The sequence below is a fragment of the Poseidonibacter lekithochrous genome, assembly GCF_013283835.1.
GTDB classification, from domain to species: domain Bacteria; phylum Campylobacterota; class Campylobacteria; order Campylobacterales; family Arcobacteraceae; genus Poseidonibacter; species Poseidonibacter lekithochrous.
In genome coordinates, this window is the sequence record NZ_CP054052.1 from 3516453 (window position 1) to 3531957 (window position 15505).

16 protein-coding genes are annotated in these 15505 nt (G+C 28.0%); 5 read left to right on the plus strand and 11 right to left on the minus strand.

Annotated elements, in window-relative coordinates:
- The first annotated feature begins 2 nt into the window (after window positions 1–2).
- Genes pyrE through ALEK_RS16905 form a run of 3 tightly spaced genes read left to right on the plus strand, consistent with a single transcriptional unit; the run spans window position 3 to window position 2161 of the window.
- Entirely contained in the window at window positions 3–602 is a 600-nt protein-coding gene (pyrE, locus tag ALEK_RS16895) for an orotate phosphoribosyltransferase (protein WP_071626489.1), read from the plus strand.
- Complete coding sequence (locus ALEK_RS16900; RefSeq protein ID WP_071626490.1) at window positions 602–1078, plus strand: RDD family protein; 477 nt, start codon at window positions 602–604, stop codon at window positions 1076–1078. Before pyrE ends, ALEK_RS16900 begins: the two co-directional genes overlap by 1 nt.
- Window positions 1079–2161, plus strand: a complete 1083-nt coding sequence (locus ALEK_RS16905) for an MFS transporter (protein ID WP_071626491.1) — start codon at window positions 1079–1081, stop codon at window positions 2159–2161.
- Here ALEK_RS16905 and ALEK_RS16910 read toward each other — a convergent pair.
- The 7 genes from ALEK_RS16910 to ALEK_RS16940 form a co-directional block, all read right to left on the minus strand.
- Window positions 2158–3402, minus strand: a complete 1245-nt coding sequence (locus ALEK_RS16910) for a response regulator (RefSeq protein ID WP_071626492.1) — start codon at window positions 3400–3402, stop codon at window positions 2158–2160. The genes ALEK_RS16905 and ALEK_RS16910 overlap by 4 nt on opposite strands.
- A gap of 59 nt (window positions 3403–3461) precedes the next feature.
- Window positions 3462–5471 carry a sensor domain-containing diguanylate cyclase gene (locus tag ALEK_RS16915; RefSeq protein ID WP_228289358.1) on the minus strand — a complete coding sequence of 670 codons (2010 nt, stop codon included), beginning with the start codon at window positions 5469–5471 and terminating at the stop codon, window positions 3462–3464.
- Between the two features lie 141 nt (window positions 5472–5612).
- Entirely contained in the window at window positions 5613–7466 is a 1854-nt protein-coding gene (locus tag ALEK_RS16920; RefSeq protein WP_071626494.1) for a response regulator, read from the minus strand.
- A gap of 83 nt (window positions 7467–7549) precedes the next feature.
- Window positions 7550–8287, minus strand: a complete 738-nt coding sequence (locus ALEK_RS16925; RefSeq protein WP_071626495.1) for a YaaA family protein — start codon at window positions 8285–8287, stop codon at window positions 7550–7552.
- A 2-nt stretch (window positions 8288–8289) separates the two neighbouring features.
- Complete coding sequence (locus ALEK_RS16930) at window positions 8290–8973, minus strand: small multi-drug export protein (RefSeq protein WP_071626496.1); 684 nt, start codon at window positions 8971–8973, stop codon at window positions 8290–8292.
- Window positions 8973–9383: a YchJ family protein gene (locus tag ALEK_RS16935; RefSeq protein WP_071626497.1), complete on the minus strand. Its 411-nt coding sequence runs from the start codon at window positions 9381–9383 to the stop codon at window positions 8973–8975. The genes ALEK_RS16930 and ALEK_RS16935 overlap by 1 nt, the downstream gene beginning before the upstream one ends.
- Before the next feature lie 71 nt (window positions 9384–9454).
- The gene (locus ALEK_RS16940; protein WP_071626498.1) at window positions 9455–9862 is read right to left on the minus strand and encodes a ComEA family DNA-binding protein; all 408 of its coding nucleotides are present in this window, start codon (window positions 9860–9862) and stop codon (window positions 9455–9457) included.
- Between the two features lie 132 nt (window positions 9863–9994).
- Here ALEK_RS16940 and ALEK_RS16945 point away from each other — a divergent pair, with 132 nt between their 5' ends.
- A complete protein-coding gene (locus ALEK_RS16945; protein ID WP_071626499.1) occupies window positions 9995–10393 on the plus strand; it encodes a hypothetical protein in 399 nt (132 codons plus the stop codon).
- 7 nt (window positions 10394–10400) lie between these two features.
- Here the strand turns inward: ALEK_RS16945 and ALEK_RS16950 are convergent, their stop codons facing one another.
- A complete protein-coding gene (locus tag ALEK_RS16950; protein ID WP_071626500.1) occupies window positions 10401–11048 on the minus strand; it encodes a Crp/Fnr family transcriptional regulator in 648 nt (215 codons plus the stop codon).
- 125 nt (window positions 11049–11173) lie between these two features.
- Between ALEK_RS16950 and ALEK_RS16955 the strand changes: the two genes are divergently transcribed.
- A complete protein-coding gene (locus tag ALEK_RS16955) occupies window positions 11174–11521 on the plus strand; it encodes a nitrous oxide-stimulated promoter family protein (protein WP_071626501.1) in 348 nt (115 codons plus the stop codon).
- Between the two features lie 2 nt (window positions 11522–11523).
- Here the strand turns inward: ALEK_RS16955 and ung are convergent, their stop codons facing one another.
- From ung to ALEK_RS16970, 3 genes are all read right to left on the minus strand, one after another.
- Entirely contained in the window at window positions 11524–12168 is a 645-nt protein-coding gene (gene ung / locus ALEK_RS16960) for a uracil-DNA glycosylase (RefSeq protein ID WP_071626502.1), read from the minus strand.
- Between the two features lie 71 nt (window positions 12169–12239).
- A complete protein-coding gene (locus ALEK_RS16965) occupies window positions 12240–13631 on the minus strand; it encodes an aldehyde dehydrogenase family protein (protein WP_071626503.1) in 1392 nt (463 codons plus the stop codon).
- Window positions 13632–13654: 23 nt separating this feature from the next.
- The gene (locus tag ALEK_RS16970) at window positions 13655–15301 is read right to left on the minus strand and encodes an acetolactate synthase large subunit (protein WP_071626504.1); all 1647 of its coding nucleotides are present in this window, start codon (window positions 15299–15301) and stop codon (window positions 13655–13657) included.
- Window positions 15302–15505 lie beyond the last annotated feature (204 nt).

The window sequence follows — 15505 nt, forward strand, 5'->3', positions numbered from 1 at the left end:
TGATGAACGTAGAACAAATTTATAGAGATGCAAATGCCCTATTAGAAGGACATTTCAAATTAAGCTCAGGTAACTATTCGAATTTTTATTTACAATCTGCAAAAGTTTTAGAAGATCCTAAAACTGCTAAATTATTAGCAGAAGCTTTAGCTGAACAAATTAAAGAATCTGGAATTAAAGTTGATGCTGTTTGTTCACCTGCTCTTGGTGGATTAATTGCTGGATTTGCTTTAGCAACTGCTTTAGATGTAAGATTTATTTTTGCTGAAAGAGTTGAAGGCGAAATGACAATCAGAAGAGGTTTTGAAGTTCAAGAAGGTGAAAATTACATTATTTGTGAAGATATTATCACAACTGGTGGTTCTGCACTTGAAGCTGCTAAACAAGTTGAAGCTGATGGTGGAAACATCGTAGCTTATGCTGCATTAGCAAACAGAGGATTCTGCTCAAGAGTAGGTTCTGACTTAGAAGCACAAGATAATTGTAAATTACCACTTAATAAACCATTATTTGCATTAGCAGACTTTACATTTAAAATGTATACTCCTGATGAGTGTGATTTTAAAGATATCGCATACAAACCAGGTAGTAGAGGAAACTAATGGCTAAGTGGAGAGATGTAAAACAAAAAAAAGTTAATAATAAAGTTAACTCTATGGAAACACAAGAAGTACAATCTCCTTGTGCATCTCTTCCTAAGCGACTTAAATCCTTTTTAACAGACTCATTTTTAATCACTACTCCTATTACTTATATTATTATGTATTTAATTTTAGGTGGAGGTACTGAGTTTGCTGAAAATAGAACTATGGGATGGTCATTAATATTAAGTATTAGTGCATTTATCATCATATTCTTTTGGTATGTTAAATTTCAAACACCAGGAATGAAAGCCTACGGTGTTAAAATTGTAAATGCCCTTTCAAAAGATAGAATTTCATTTACCCAAGCGGTTATTCGATATATTGCTACATTATTTGCAATGGTATCAATCTTTTTAATGTTTCTACCTTTTTTCAACAAAGATAAAAAAACTTTCCAAGATATAATTTCAAACACAATAATCATTAACGAATAAATGCTCTTTTTTAATCTATCAGCATTTTATTTTTTCTATTTTGCTGCTGTTGGAGTATATGTTATATTTATGCCAAAAGTACTACATGATATAGGTTATACAGCCTTTGATATTGGTATTATTTTTGCCCTTGCACCTCTTATGAGATTCTTAACACCTTTTTTATTTTTAAAACATATAAAGCTTGATCAAACTGTATTTAAAACCGCTCTATTTTTATCAATATTCTCTTCATCACTGTTTTATATTACAATTGATAACTTCTATACTTTTATGATAAATAATGCCTTATTAGGGGTATGTTTATCCCTAATACTTCCCTATTTAGAAGTAACTGCCATAAAAGAGTTAGGAAAAGAAAAATACGGTAAATCTAGGCTTTTTGGATCTATTGGTTTTATGCTTATATCTTTGGTTTTAGCTAAGTTTTTGACAGAACCTAAAATTGCTTTACATTACTACTTGAGTGTTAATGTTTTAATGGTTATATTCGCATTACTTCTAATGAGTAGAAATGATGAAATAAAAAAAGAACCAGAAATAAAAGAGAGTTTTTCATTTATGAAATACTGGCCATTTTGGTTAAGTCTATTTTTTATGCAAATGAGTTTTGGAGGTTTTTATAACTTCTTTACTATTTATGAAACTGAACATGGAATTTCACTTGAAATGACCTCATACCTTTGGTCTTTTGGAGTTATATGTGAAATACTTATGCTTTATTTTCAAGGTCCACTACTTAAAAACAATTTATTACTAATCATAAAATTTTGTTTAGCTATTACTATTGTTAGATGGTTAATGTTATATGCATATCCTGATTCATTAACTATTACTTTTATTAGTCAAGGAATTCATGCCTTTTCATTTGGACTATATCATAGTGCTGTAATTATGTATTTATACTCTTTATATGAAAACAAAAAGCTAGCCCAACAGTTTATGTATGGAGTAGCTTATGGTTTAGGTGGATTTATTGGAGCTTTAATTGCAGGATGGGTTTATGGAGAGTTCTTATTTGTATTTAGTGCAGCTTTTGCTTTAGTTTCATTTATTTCACTGCACTTTATAAAAAGTGATTAAACACTAATATTTGATAACTCTTTTTCTTTAAAATCTATCACATCTTTTAGATTATGAATATGTTTATTTTTTTCTTCTAATCGTTTTTCTAACTCTAAAATTTTTGTAATTCTAATATCAAGTTCTTCTTTAAGGGAAGTATTTTCTTTTTCATAAATATCATTCTCTTTCTTTAGCTGTACAGCTAATACAGAAGCTTTTTTTACTTTTTCATTTGCAGAGTTTGTAATATGAATATTTTTATCTCTTATATCTTTCATTTCATCTTCATAATAGTTAATTTGAGAACTTAAACTTACTGTTTTATCTCGAAGATCAAGAAGTTCATTCTTATGACTTGAATGATTTACAAGTTTACTTTCAAGGTCTTTTATTTGTTTTAAATTGTCTATCTCTTTTCTTTTTGTATCTTGAATATTTTGAATAACTCTTTTTTTAAATTCTCTTTTTTCTAATTCATCATCTGTAGTTAAAAATCTAATTCCTACAAATTCAATAATATCTTCACCAAAATCATCAAAGATTGGAATAATAGTTGCATTTACATAATAAGCACTTCCATCTTTTGCTTGGTTTTTTACCTTACCTTGCCATGTCTCACCACTTTGAATTGTTGTCCATAACTCTTTAAAAGCAGCCTTAGGCATATCAGGATGTCTCACCATATTATGGGCTTTACCATATAACTCTTCTCTTGTATATTGGGCAATATCACAAAAGATATCATTTGCAAAAACTATTTTCCCTTTTGTATTTGTTTTTGATACAATCGCCACATTATCAATAGCACTTAGGTATCTCTCTAACTCTTTTTTTTGTTTTTTGATAGTATCTAATTGATGGTAAGCATGACATACTTTATTTACTTTTCCTAATAAATCCTCAATATCAAGAGGTTTTAGAACATAATCAGTAACATTTAATTTAATAGCACTTAATAAGTATGATTCTTCTGAGAAAGCTGTAGTAAAAATAAAAGGTATCTCTTCATCTTTTTCTCTTATAAATTCCAAAAATTTTATACCATCAACTTTAGGCATATTAATATCACTAATAATTACATCAATACGTATATTTTGATCTATTGCTTCGGTATAAAGATCCATTGCTTCTTGACCATTTTTGGCAATATAAACTTTTTTTACTAGTCTTTCCAAAAAAGAAACTGTTTGTTCTCTTAGAACATCGTCATCTTCAGCATAAAGTATATTTAGTTTATTTAAGAATTCTACTTGTGTCATATTTATCCCCTTTGATAAATTATAACCCAAGAAAGTCTCAAAATAATACTAAAATTATTTTATAACTTAATTTCGTATCTATTTCTTCCATTTCTTTTTGCTTTATATAAAGCATCATCTGCTCTTTTTTGAATACTCTCTTCATCATCATCCTCAGTAAATAAAGTAAGTCCATAAGAAGCAGTAAGATAAGGAACAGGTAATAAATCTAACTCTTTTATAGCTGCTTGAAGTTTACAAACAAGTCCTTCTAAATCTTCTATTTTTGCAAAACTAGCAATAATTACAAACTCTTCCCCACCCCATCTAGCGAAGAAATCATCTTCTCTTAAACTATTTTTTACACAAGAAGCAATACTTACTAAAACATCATCACCAATTTTATGCCCATAAGTATCATTAATAGATTTAAAATAATCAATATCAATCATAATAAGACCAAATTTTTGATGATATCTTTTATTACTTTTTATTTTTACTCTGAGTTCTTTTTTGAACTCTCCTCTATTCTTAATTCCCGTTAGAGAATCATGAGAAGATAAATATTCCAACTCTTTTTTATCAGTGATATTTTCTTGATAAGAGCTATATCCTACTTTTTCACCCTCTTTATTAAATAAAGGATCAATAGTAAGTTTTACCCAATAAACTTTTTTATTTTTTGCATAGTTTTTAATTTCACCTACAAACTGCTCATTATTATCTAATATTCGCCACATCTGCTCATAAAACTCTTTTGTCATATCAGGAGTTTTAAATATACTATGGTTTTTACCTATTAATTCATCTTCTTTATATCCTGTTAATTTTTCAAAGGCTTTAGATACAGAAGTTACTCTTCCTTGTAAATCAGAAGTAGTATATAAAACTGATTTACTAATTACATCTTGTGATCTTTGTAATTGATATGCTTTTTTATTAATCTTATTTTCCATTGCTAATTGCTCTGTAATATCTCGAGCAACTGCTATCATAAACTCTTCGTTATTACTTTGAACATAACTTAGATTTGCATCAACAGGGATTTCTTTTCCATCTTTTGAAATATATATTGATCTAATACTTAAATACTTCTCTTCTTTTAATTTTCTAACTTCTTCATCCCAAGTTAAAGAGATTCCATTATTAAAAGGTTTTTTAAAATCTAATATTTTTTTATTTAGAAACTCTATTCTTGAATAAGCTAAAGTTTCACAAGCTTTTTTATTAACATCTAAAACAACACCATCACTTAATCTAATAACATAAACCGCATCATTTGTATTATCAAGCAAAAACCTAGCTCTATTAAGTTTTTTAAATATTTTTTTGAAATAGCCATTTAAAACAATATAAATAGCTAAAGAAGAGATAATAAACAAAAAGATGCTGTTTATCATGAATAAAAGGAATCGTTTCTTGTAGTTGCTTATATCACTTAAAAATATAAACTCCCCTATTTTTTTCATGCTCTGATCAAAAATCGTTTTATTAATGATTAAATATGTTTTATCTTGGAAATCAAATTCAATATCAGTATTACGTAAATCTAACTTCATAATACTCTCTTCTAAAGATTTATTATCAAAGTTACAGTAGTTACAAAAAGTATAATTACTCATTGTTAAGGTTTCTTTTTTAGGGTCATTTTTAATAAAAACATAACCTCTTGTATCAAATAAATTTGAAATTCTATTTTGTAAAAGTACAGGATTTATTGAGAGTTTGATATAGGCTATTCTTTCTAAATCTTGATATATTTCTTTTATATATGAATAAACTAATTGTTTATCTTCTAACTGAAAGAAACCTTTATTATAAATACTTTTACTTATTGATTCATGTTTGATTTTTGATGTTTTAGAAAAGGAAATTAAAGAACTCCCATCTTTATTGTAAAGTTCAATAGATTTAAAACCTTTGAGGTTATCAATTAAAAAAAGATAATCTTTTGAAAAGAGGTCTATTAGGGTACTTTTATCTTCAGAAAGTAATGCCTTGATTTTCTTTTCATTTTCAAATGAAAGAATAGCATTTGCTCTTTTGAAAAGTTGTTCTTCAAAAGAGTTTTTAACTACTGTGTTATACATAAAATCTATTTTTTTATTCATTAAAGAATAAAAGTATTTTTGTTCTCTTTTTTTATCAAAATATGAATTTATAATAAAAACAAAAAATATAAAACTAAATATAATTAATGTACTAGATAAGACTCTAAAACGACTCATAACTTATTTCTTAAATACAGAGGTTATATCATTACGTAAGGCTATGTATTCAAAAACATTACCATTACTATCTTTTAGAGGCATTATAGAAGTTTGTACAATATAATCACTACCTAATTTTGTTTTGTTTTTTATAACACCACACCATATCTTTTTCTCTTTTTTAATGGTATGCCACATTTGTTCAAATAACTCTGCTGGGGAATCAGGATGTCTTATGACACTATGTGGTTTTCCTATTAATTCCTCTTTATCATAACCAGAAACAGTACAAAACATCTCATTAACATAAGTAATAATTCCATTCTTATTTGTTTTAGAAATGATTGCAGATTGGTCAACTATTATTTTATAAGACTCAATTAAAACTTTTTGTTCCATAAGTTCATAAATTAATTTCGAATGATCAATTAATTGATCCACTTTTAATATAAATTCTTCTGCATATATAGGTTTTCTCAAACACTCTGAAGCGCCACTTTTATAAATCTGTCTTACGGAAGGACCATTTCTATTTCCTTCTGCTAAAACCATAAAAGGTAAGGTCTTATCAATTCCACTTTTTACATCAATTAAAAATTCAAAACTACTTTCATACTCTAAATCTAAAATCACTAAACTATAAGTTTTTGTTTTTATTAAATCGTAGGCTTGAGTTAATTCATTTAAAATATCAACATTGTAATTTCTAGGCAATAAAAGATCTTTTATTTGCTCACAAATTCTTTTTGATTGTTCAATTACTAAAACATTATTGAATTTAGTATTTTCTTCAACTTTTAGTATTGTTTTATATAAAGTTTGTGATAAATGTCTTACATCATTTACATCAATTACATAATCCAAAATTCCTTTAAAATATAAGTAATCTTTGTAATGAATATCTTTACTTGTAGATAAGATTATCATCTTAACTAAACTCAAATCTTCTAATTCTCTAATTAAATCTATACACTCCCCATCCGGAAGGTTTAGATCTGAGATAATATAATCAAATTTATCAGAAAGAAGGACTTCTTTAGCTTGTTCCATTGTATTAACATACTCACAAATAAAACCAAATTTATTTAGCTGATATGCTAGAAGTTCACTTTTTTTACTATTAGCTTTTATGATTAGTATTTTTAGATTTATATCCGTAAGATTACTAATTTTAAAATCTAAACTTGTATCTATGGGAGAGTGGCTACAAATACGGTATCCAATACCACTTTGATTTTCAACAATTCCACTATAAGTTTTTTTTCTAATTTTTCTAATTACTGTTCTTAAAGTATCAATTGTAGCTTCATTATCTCTGCCAATTGAGTTTTGTAAAGTACAATATGATACACACTCACCTTTTGACTTTATAAGCTCTTCAATTAATGAATTTTCTTGTGCAGTTAAAGGTATTAGATTCTCATTTTTTATAATATGAAAAGAGTTTTTCTCATATAAAAAGTTATGTCCTAAATCATATAATAAGTTGCTCTCTTCTTCTGGGATTTGAACTCTTATTTTTAATTTTTGAATAGAGATATTAATATTATCAAAGGTTTCAGTTTTAAATAAAAAACTGTCAACTTTTAAAGGAATAGTTTCAAGTAAAGTTTCTTGCTCAACATCCTTAGTTAAAATAAATGTTTTTATATCAGGATTAGTGTTTTTTATCTTTTTAATTAACTCTAATCCACTGCCATCTATTAAATTTATATCAGTTATTATCAAATCAGGCTTGTGGAATGAGTTCTCTATTAATGCATCTTTTAATGAATTTATATATTTTACATCATACTCTTTCTCTAAAAGATAGCCAAGAAGTTCCTGGGCATAGTCCTTTTGAGAATCAACATAAAGTATCTTTATCTTATTCATTATAATCCTAGGTTCTTAAATTTATAATAAAATAATATTTAAAAAAAATGAATAAAAAATGAATAATCTTAAATATTTTTGAATTATTCTATCTCCATAATTAATAACTTAATATTTTTCTTCTCTTGTATTTCAACTAGAGTTAATCCCTCAAGATTCTTATCCATAAATTCGGCTATTGAGTTAATATTATTTATAGCTAAATGTTTTAGTAAAGCACCTCTATAATGTTTAGCCCAATGACTAATAACTTTACCGTCTTTTATAAACTTAAATGTTAATACATTAGCATTTTTTATTTTATAAAATTTTTCATAATGCCCTGCTCTTAAATCAATGATTTCATCCCCTAAATAATCATTTAGAGCTTCTGTGAAATTCTCTTGATAGAACTTCTCTACAGCAGTTTGAGGAAGTTTAGCACCTTGTTTATATTTATAATCTGGAATTAAATCATCTGCTTTAATAGGACCAAAAAGATTAGAGAATAATACAACATTATCATCAATATATTTTTGGGCATTATCATCTAAATTATTGTATTCAATTGCATCAAAAGCAACACCATTGTATCGCTTGATAGCTTTCATTGTTTTCTTATTTTTTAGACTTTCTTTATATCTTTGTACTTCATCTAGCTTTTTTAATCCAAACCATTTTGACAATTCTTCTATTGAAGAACTTTCTAATAAACTTTCATATTTTTCAAAGATTTCATCTCTTTTATCAAATAGTTCTTCTAAAAAAAAGTTCTCTTTTGAATAAACTGATTGATTCCCACCTTGGTTTTTTGTTTCTGCTGGTGCTAATAAAATTTTCATTTTCAACCTTTTTTAAAAATATTTCGAATTTTAGCCAAAATTACTTTCTTAAATCTAAAGAGCAATAATAGGAAAAATATTAAGAAAAGTATTATCCACATAAACTGACTATCTAAACCCAGTATTAAATCCATAATTTCTTGTAAAAAAATTGCCCAAAGTGAAATTGAAAATACTGTAGAAATAAAAACGATAAAGATTATATTATAGTGTCTCATTCCAATTAAGTATCCGATAATTGAACCTACAATTGGACCTGTCATCCAAAAAGGAATTAACACAAATACAAAAAGTGCAAATTTACCATATTTCTCAAAAGATGCTTTATGCTCATTTTTCTTCTGTTTTACTTCTTCAAAAAAACTCTCTAAAGCTTTTACTTTTACTATACCTTTGAAACTCAACACAAAAAGCGGATAGATGATCATAACTAATATGATTTCAGTGTAAATATTGGTAGAAATAATAATAAAATGTGAAAGTTCAGAAGCATAACCTAAAGATAAAGCAGGGACTCTTCCTATAAAAACATTAGATAATACCATAGCTGTTATCTTATTTGCTAGACTTGAATCAATTTGATAACAAAAAATTATAAGTATTACTAATAAAAAAATCATTAAAAGAGCTAGTAAAAATATATTACCTTCTTTACCTTTAAATAAGTTTTCTATTAGTAGTTTCATTAGTCAATAACTCCACTATGATAAAGCCATAATCCATTAATTTTGAAGAATTTACTTTTTTCTACAAAAGATACATCATTTCCATGTTGAGTTATTAAAGCTTTAAAAGTAACATAGGCTTCATTCTCCCCATCAATAAATTCTAAAATAACTAAACCATTAAATTCACTATTTTTAGAAAACTCTTTTATAGACTCAGACCAAGAATCTTTATCGTCTGTATAATCAGGGTTCTCTTCATGAGTCGTTTTCATAATATATTTACTATCCCCTACTACATATGCACTATATCTAGACTTCATTAGTTCTAGAGCATTTGAAGCATTAAGGCCATTATGAAAAAGTTTACAACATTTTTTTAATTTTTTTGATGAGCCACAAGGACATGGACTATTAACTGATATTTTCAAAAGAAACCTTTTATATATATTTATAAAAGATTTTAACATATAAGTACTTAGTAGGGAAAGCCCCACTAAGATTAATTTTTTGCTTGTTTTTTAGCTTTTTTCTCTTTCATTTTCTTATTGATTTTCTGTTTTCTAGCTTTTTTTTCTTCTTTAGATAAGTTAGATTTTTTTACCTTATCAATTTTAGCTTTTCTTTTTTCTTCAACTTTTGATTTTTGCATCTTCTGTTTTTTCTTTGATTTTGAAACAGTTTTATTTTTCTTGATATTACCAATAACACCTGGACCAAAACCCTTGATTGATTTTAAATCATCAGCAGAATTAATTTTATTAGTTTTTCTATACTTCATAATCTGATCGGCTTTTTTAGGACCAATTCCCTTAATAGACATTAATTCCTCTTTTGAAGCAGTTTGCAAATTAATTGCTCCAAACATAAATGAAACACACAGCATTAACAATAAGACTAATTTTCTCATTTTATTCCTTTTAATAATTTTATTTATTATATCTTATTCCTAATAAAACTTAGTCTTTTTTATAAGGTTGAGAAATAAGTTAACTTTTGTATAATATATTTCACAGAAAAGCACATAGGAAGAGGAAAGTATATGCCAATAGAATTAATATCAAATGTTGCATCAATTGCAATAATCTTTACAATGTTATATAGATATTTAGCCTACAAGAAACATCTTGATGTAATTAAAGGTTTAGCTAGTTTACAAGAAGAAGATCAATTAACAAGTGAAGATATCGAATTCATTAAATCTAATGAAAGAGAATACAGCGAAAAAGTTGCGAAAACAGAAGCAAATGTAAAGATCTCACAACCAATACTTATACTTATTGCAGGGGTATTAATATTAACATTTAGTTTTCAAGAGGCATTAATTCATTTAAATGTAGTAGTTGTAGCATTTATATTTATGCAAGTGGATAGAATTCATAAAAGAAATATATATGGGTTTTTAAATCAGATAAAAAAAGCAATTAAAAAAGAGGACTAACTCTTTTTTAATTATGGATAAGCTCATTTAACTTATCATAGTCAAGTATTTTAATATGACCTTTGTCATTTTGAATAACACCATCTTTTTTCATTTTTGATATTTTTCTTGAGAAAGTCTCAGGAGTAATATTTAAGATTTGTGCAATTTTAACTTGTTTTAGATTTTTTAATAATGCTTCATTATCTTTCAAGAACTTAGCAATTTTTTCTATACTATTTGAGCTTATATTATATGAAATAAAACTCTCTAATGCTTTAATTTTTCTAGTTAAAGATTTAATAAAGAACATCGCAATTTCTGGCTTTAATAAAAACTCTGCTTTAAATTTTTCATAATCTATTAGTAATACTTCAGCATTTGTTTCAAAAGCACAGTTTGCAGGGAATCCCATTTCTTCATAGTTTGCAATTTCCGCTATTAATGATGGTGCCATTAGATTATGAATAATAACTTCATTATCTTTATGGTCATGCGTATATAACTTTACAACACCTTTTACTAATAAGTGTAGATATTTAGGCTCTTCACCTCTAAAAAAAAGTATTTCATCTTTGTTATAATGTTTTTTAACTGATATTTCTTTTAGTCTTATTAACTCTTCTTCTTCTAAAGTAGAAAAGAAAAAAAAGTCTTCTATTCCTAGTGTTTCCATAATTATTCTCTCTTATTATTGATACTTATCAATGTTTATACTCTTATTTTATGTAAAACTTCTATAAAGTAAATTTAAATAGGACAATTATTACCCGAAATATATAAAAGAAAGGTTATTTTGCTATGACTTGTAAAAAATATGAAATAGAAATTAACACTTTAAAGAATTTTTATGAAATATACTGTAAAGGTAAACATGACTATGCAGAACACAAAAAATATAATTTAGAATATAAAGATGAAAAATTCACTTTAGACTTAAATATCTGCAAAGAGTGCCAAGAAAATATTGAATACTCTTTTGATAGACTACAAACTTGTCCCCATGAAATAAAACCTAGATGTAGAACTTGTCCAAGCCCTTGTTATGATAAACCCCAATGGAAACATACTGCAAAAGTAATGAAATACTCAGGAGTAAGATTAGGGCTTATACAAGCAAAACAAAAAATTAAAAATCTATTTTCCTAAAACTACCACGTAATCTCTTCTTTTCCTAAACTCTTTAAAATATCATTTGTTTGAGAGAAATGCTTACATCCAAAAAAACCTCTATACGCTGATAAGGGACTTGGATGAACTCCACTTAAAATATGATGTTTTGATTCATCAATAATTTTTTGTTTTTTAATAGCGCTCGCACCCCATAAAATAAATACAACATCACTGCAATTGTTTGAAATAAAAGTGATTAGGTTATCAGTAAACTTTTCCCAGCCCATTTTATGATGTGATTTTGCTTTTGCTTCTTCTACTGTTAAAATGGCATTTATTAATAAAACTCCATCTTTTGCCCATGAAGTCAAATCTCCATTTTCACAATGAGAGCTTCCTATATCTTCATTTATCTCTTTTAACATATTTCTCATAGATGGTGGGTTTTTAATCTCTTCAGGCGTTGAAAAAGCTAAACCTTGTGCTTGTCCTGCTCCATGATATGGGTCTTGTCCAAGTAATACAACTTTAGTATTTTCTAGTGGTGTTAAATCAAATGCATTATATATTTTATCTTTTGGTGGAAATACTGTAGTAGTTTCATAAGCCTTGTTTACTTGGCTTATTAAGTTTTTGTAGTAATCTTTTTTTTCTTCTTCTTTAAAAAAATCTTCCCAAGTCATTTTATTCCTTTGACTTTAAATATTAGAATTTAAACTAAGGAAAGTCCTTAGTTTAAAATATATTTCGTATTCTACAATACAGGAGATTTAATTACCATCATTTTTTCATTTGTCATCTCTTCCATAGAGTGGTGAATCCCACCTAATCCAAGACCAGAAGCCTTAGCTCCTCCAAATGGCATCCAATCAACTCTAAAGGCTGTATGGTCATTTACCATTACGGCTGTTCCATTAAGTCTTTTTACAGCTCTTAAAGCTGTATCAATATTTTTTGTAAACACTGCTGCTTGGAATGATACTTCAAGACCATTAGCTCTATCAAATGCTTGCTCAATATCTGAGTATGAATAGATACAAACAACTGGTCCAAATACTTCTTTAGTTGATACTAGTGCATCATCAGAAGGATTTAAAATAACAGTTGGCTCGAAAGTAGAATCAGTAATTCTTTTCCCACCTGTTAAAATCTTACCACCTTTTGTTACTGCTTCATTTACCCACTGCTCAACTCTATTAGTTTCATTATGGTTAATTAGTGGCCCTACTTCTGTTTTTGGATCTAACTGGTCACCAACTACTAATTTAGAAGCATAGTCTGATAATCTAGATGCTACCTCATCAACGATTGATTCATGTACGTAAATTCTTTGAACTGATACACAAACTTGACCTGCATGATAGAATCCACCTTTTCCAATAGATGGAATTAAGTCATCAATATCAGCATCCGCTTCAACAATAACAGGTGCAACTCCACCGTGCTCTAGTGCTACTCTTGTACCATTTGATACTTTTGAGTTTAAGTACCAACCAACAGCACCAGAACCAATAAATGTTAAGAAATCTACTTTCTCAGATGTTGCTAATAATTCTCCCCCAGTTCTATCACAAACTACTGCTTGTGCCCAACCTTTTGGAAGTCCCGCTTCTTCTAATATCTCAACTAATTTAATAGCAGACATAGGAGTTTGAGTAGCTGGTTTAATAACTACTGGACATCCAACTGCTAAAGCTGGTATTACTTGGTGAACTGCTAAGTTAAATGGGTGATTAAATGCAGAAATTGCAGCTACTACTCCAATAGGTTCTTTGAATGTATATGCCATTCTATTTGCAGATGAAGCTGTATGTCCCATTGCTATTTCTTTACCTTCTTGTGAACCCATTGCTTCAATAGCTAATTTAACACCATTAATTGCTCTATGCACTTCTACTTGTGAATCAACCCAAGGCTTTCCACCTTCACTTGCACAAAGCTTTGTAAGTTCATCTACTTGTGAACTCATAATCTCTGCCACTTTTTCTAAGATTTCAACTCTTTTATGTTTTGGCATATGATTTTCATGATCTAAGAAAGTATCACTTGCTAAATCAATTGCAGCTTGTACTTCTTCTACTGTTGAAAAGGGAACCTCTCCAACTACACTTCCATCAAATGGTGATGTTACTTCAATTGTACTCATGTTATATTTCCTTTCTTTTCTTTTTATATTAAACACTCTTTTTTTGCTAACAGTTCATTTAAGATTGAGTGATTAAGTGAATAATCCACTGCTAAATCTATTACATGAACACCTTTACCATTTACACACTTCTCTAAAGTCTCTTCAAACTCTTCGCAAGATGTAGGTCTATGCCCTGATGCTCCATAAGATTCTGCGTATTTTACAAAATCAGGATTACCTAAATCAAGTCCATATGTATCAAATCCCATACCTGTTTGTTTCCATTTAATCATTCCATATGCATTATCATTTAGAATAATTACTGTTAAATCAAGTCCTAATCTTACTGATGTTTCAAGTTCTTGTGAATTCATCATAAATCCACCATCCCCACAAACTGATACTACTTTCTTATCTGGGTTTACCATTTTTGCAGCCATTCCAGATGGAAGTCCTGCGCCCATAGTTGCTAAGGCATTATCTAATAATAGTGTATTAGGTTTTGCACATCTATAGTTTCTTGCAAACCAGATTTTATATACTCCATTATCAAGTGTAACTATATCTTCATCATCTAATAAAGTTCTAATAGTTCTTACTGCTTTTTGAGGAAGTATTGGGAATCTTGTATCTCCAAAGTATTTTTGTAAATGAGTTTTAATCTCTTCTGTCATTCTTTTATAGTAATCAAACTCCCAATGCTCTTGCGTTGAAATTGCTCGTCTTAGATTATCTACATTTGAAGCAATGTCTCCAACTACATCTAATTGAGGGAAGTATGTATCATCTACTTCTGATGGGAAGAAGTTTACATGTATTACTTTTTTGGCATTTTCATCATTCTCCATAAAGAATGGTGGCTTCTCAATTACGTCATGTCCTACATTGATAATTAAATCTGCTCTATCAATAGCACAATGTATAAAATCGTCTTTTGATAATGCTGCTGTACTTAAACATAATTTGTGGTTTTCATCTATTACACCCTTACCCATTTGAGTAGAGAAAAATGGAATTCCACTTTCATTTACAAAGTTTGTAAGAGCATTACCAATTCTAGTTCTATTAGCTCCTGCACCTACTAGTAATAATGGTCTTTTTGCTTTCTCTATCATCTTAACAGCTTCTAAGATTGCTTCTTGGTCTGCTTTTGGATATTTAAACGATTGAACTGGATAGATATTAAAATCACACTCTTCAGCTGCTATATCTTCTGGTAATTCAATTAGTGCAGCTCCAGGTCTCTCTGTAGTAGCAATTTTAAATGCTTCTCTAACCATTGATGGAATATTATTTCCATTTACTACTTGTTTTGAATATTTTGTCATAGGTTTCATCATATTAACAATGTCAATAATTTGAAATCTACCTTGTTTCGATTTTTTAATTGGTTTTTGCCCAGTAATCATTAACATTGGCATTCCACCAAGTTGTGCATAAGCTGCACTTGTAGCAAAGTTAGTAGCTCCTGGTCCTAATGTAGCTAAACATACACCTACTTTTCCAGTAAGTCTTCCATATGTTGCAGCCATAAAACCTGCGGCTTGTTCATGTCTTGTAAGAATAAGTTTTATATTTGATTCTCTCAGAGATTCTAGTAAATCTAGGTTCTCTTCACCTGGAATTCCAAATATATACTCAACACCTTCATTTTCTAAAGCTTTTACAAATAAATCTGATGCTTTCATTATCATTCACCTTAATGTTTTTTGTTATTGATAATCATATTCAATATCTATTAAATTTCTCTTAATGCTTTTAATTTATAAGAGAAAAATCCTGAATTGTTATAAACATTTACATATTGTGCTTCAAATCTTCCTACTAATCTTAATTATATCACTTTTTTAAATAATCGTTTATATTACGTTAAACATTTTTTTTATAGTATA

Bases quoted from the DNA above. Each gene is read 5' to 3' on its own strand.
- ALEK_RS16910 (WP_071626492.1), bottom strand. From the start codon at position 3,402: ATGACACAAGTAGAATTCTTAAATAAACTAAATATACTTTATGCTGAA.
- ALEK_RS16900 (WP_071626490.1), top strand. From the start codon at position 602: ATGGCTAAGTGGAGAGATGTAAAACAAAAAAAAGTTAATAATAAAGTT.
- ALEK_RS16930 (WP_071626496.1), bottom strand. From the start codon at position 8,973: ATGAAACTACTAATAGAAAACTTATTTAAAGGTAAAGAAGGTAATATA.
- ALEK_RS16955 (WP_071626501.1), top strand. From the start codon at position 11,174: ATGACTTGTAAAAAATATGAAATAGAAATTAACACTTTAAAGAATTTT.
- pyrE (WP_071626489.1), top strand. From the start codon at position 3: ATGAACGTAGAACAAATTTATAGAGATGCAAATGCCCTATTAGAAGGA.
- ALEK_RS16970 (WP_071626504.1), bottom strand. From the start codon at position 15,301: ATGAAAGCATCAGATTTATTTGTAAAAGCTTTAGAAAATGAAGGTGTT.
- ALEK_RS16905 (WP_071626491.1), top strand. From the start codon at position 1,079: ATGCTCTTTTTTAATCTATCAGCATTTTATTTTTTCTATTTTGCTGCT.
- ALEK_RS16965 (WP_071626503.1), bottom strand. From the start codon at position 13,631: ATGAGTACAATTGAAGTAACATCACCATTTGATGGAAGTGTAGTTGGA.
- ALEK_RS16950 (WP_071626500.1), bottom strand. From the start codon at position 11,048: ATGGAAACACTAGGAATAGAAGACTTTTTTTTCTTTTCTACTTTAGAA.
- ALEK_RS16920 (WP_071626494.1), bottom strand. From the start codon at position 7,466: ATGAATAAGATAAAGATACTTTATGTTGATTCTCAAAAGGACTATGCC.
- ALEK_RS16925 (WP_071626495.1), bottom strand. From the start codon at position 8,287: ATGAAAATTTTATTAGCACCAGCAGAAACAAAAAACCAAGGTGGGAAT.
- ALEK_RS16915 (WP_228289358.1), bottom strand. From the start codon at position 5,471: ATGTATAACACAGTAGTTAAAAACTCTTTTGAAGAACAACTTTTCAAA.
- ALEK_RS16945 (WP_071626499.1), top strand. From the start codon at position 9,995: ATGCCAATAGAATTAATATCAAATGTTGCATCAATTGCAATAATCTTT.
- ung (WP_071626502.1), bottom strand. From the start codon at position 12,168: ATGACTTGGGAAGATTTTTTTAAAGAAGAAGAAAAAAAAGATTACTAC.
- ALEK_RS16940 (WP_071626498.1), bottom strand. From the start codon at position 9,862: ATGAGAAAATTAGTCTTATTGTTAATGCTGTGTGTTTCATTTATGTTT.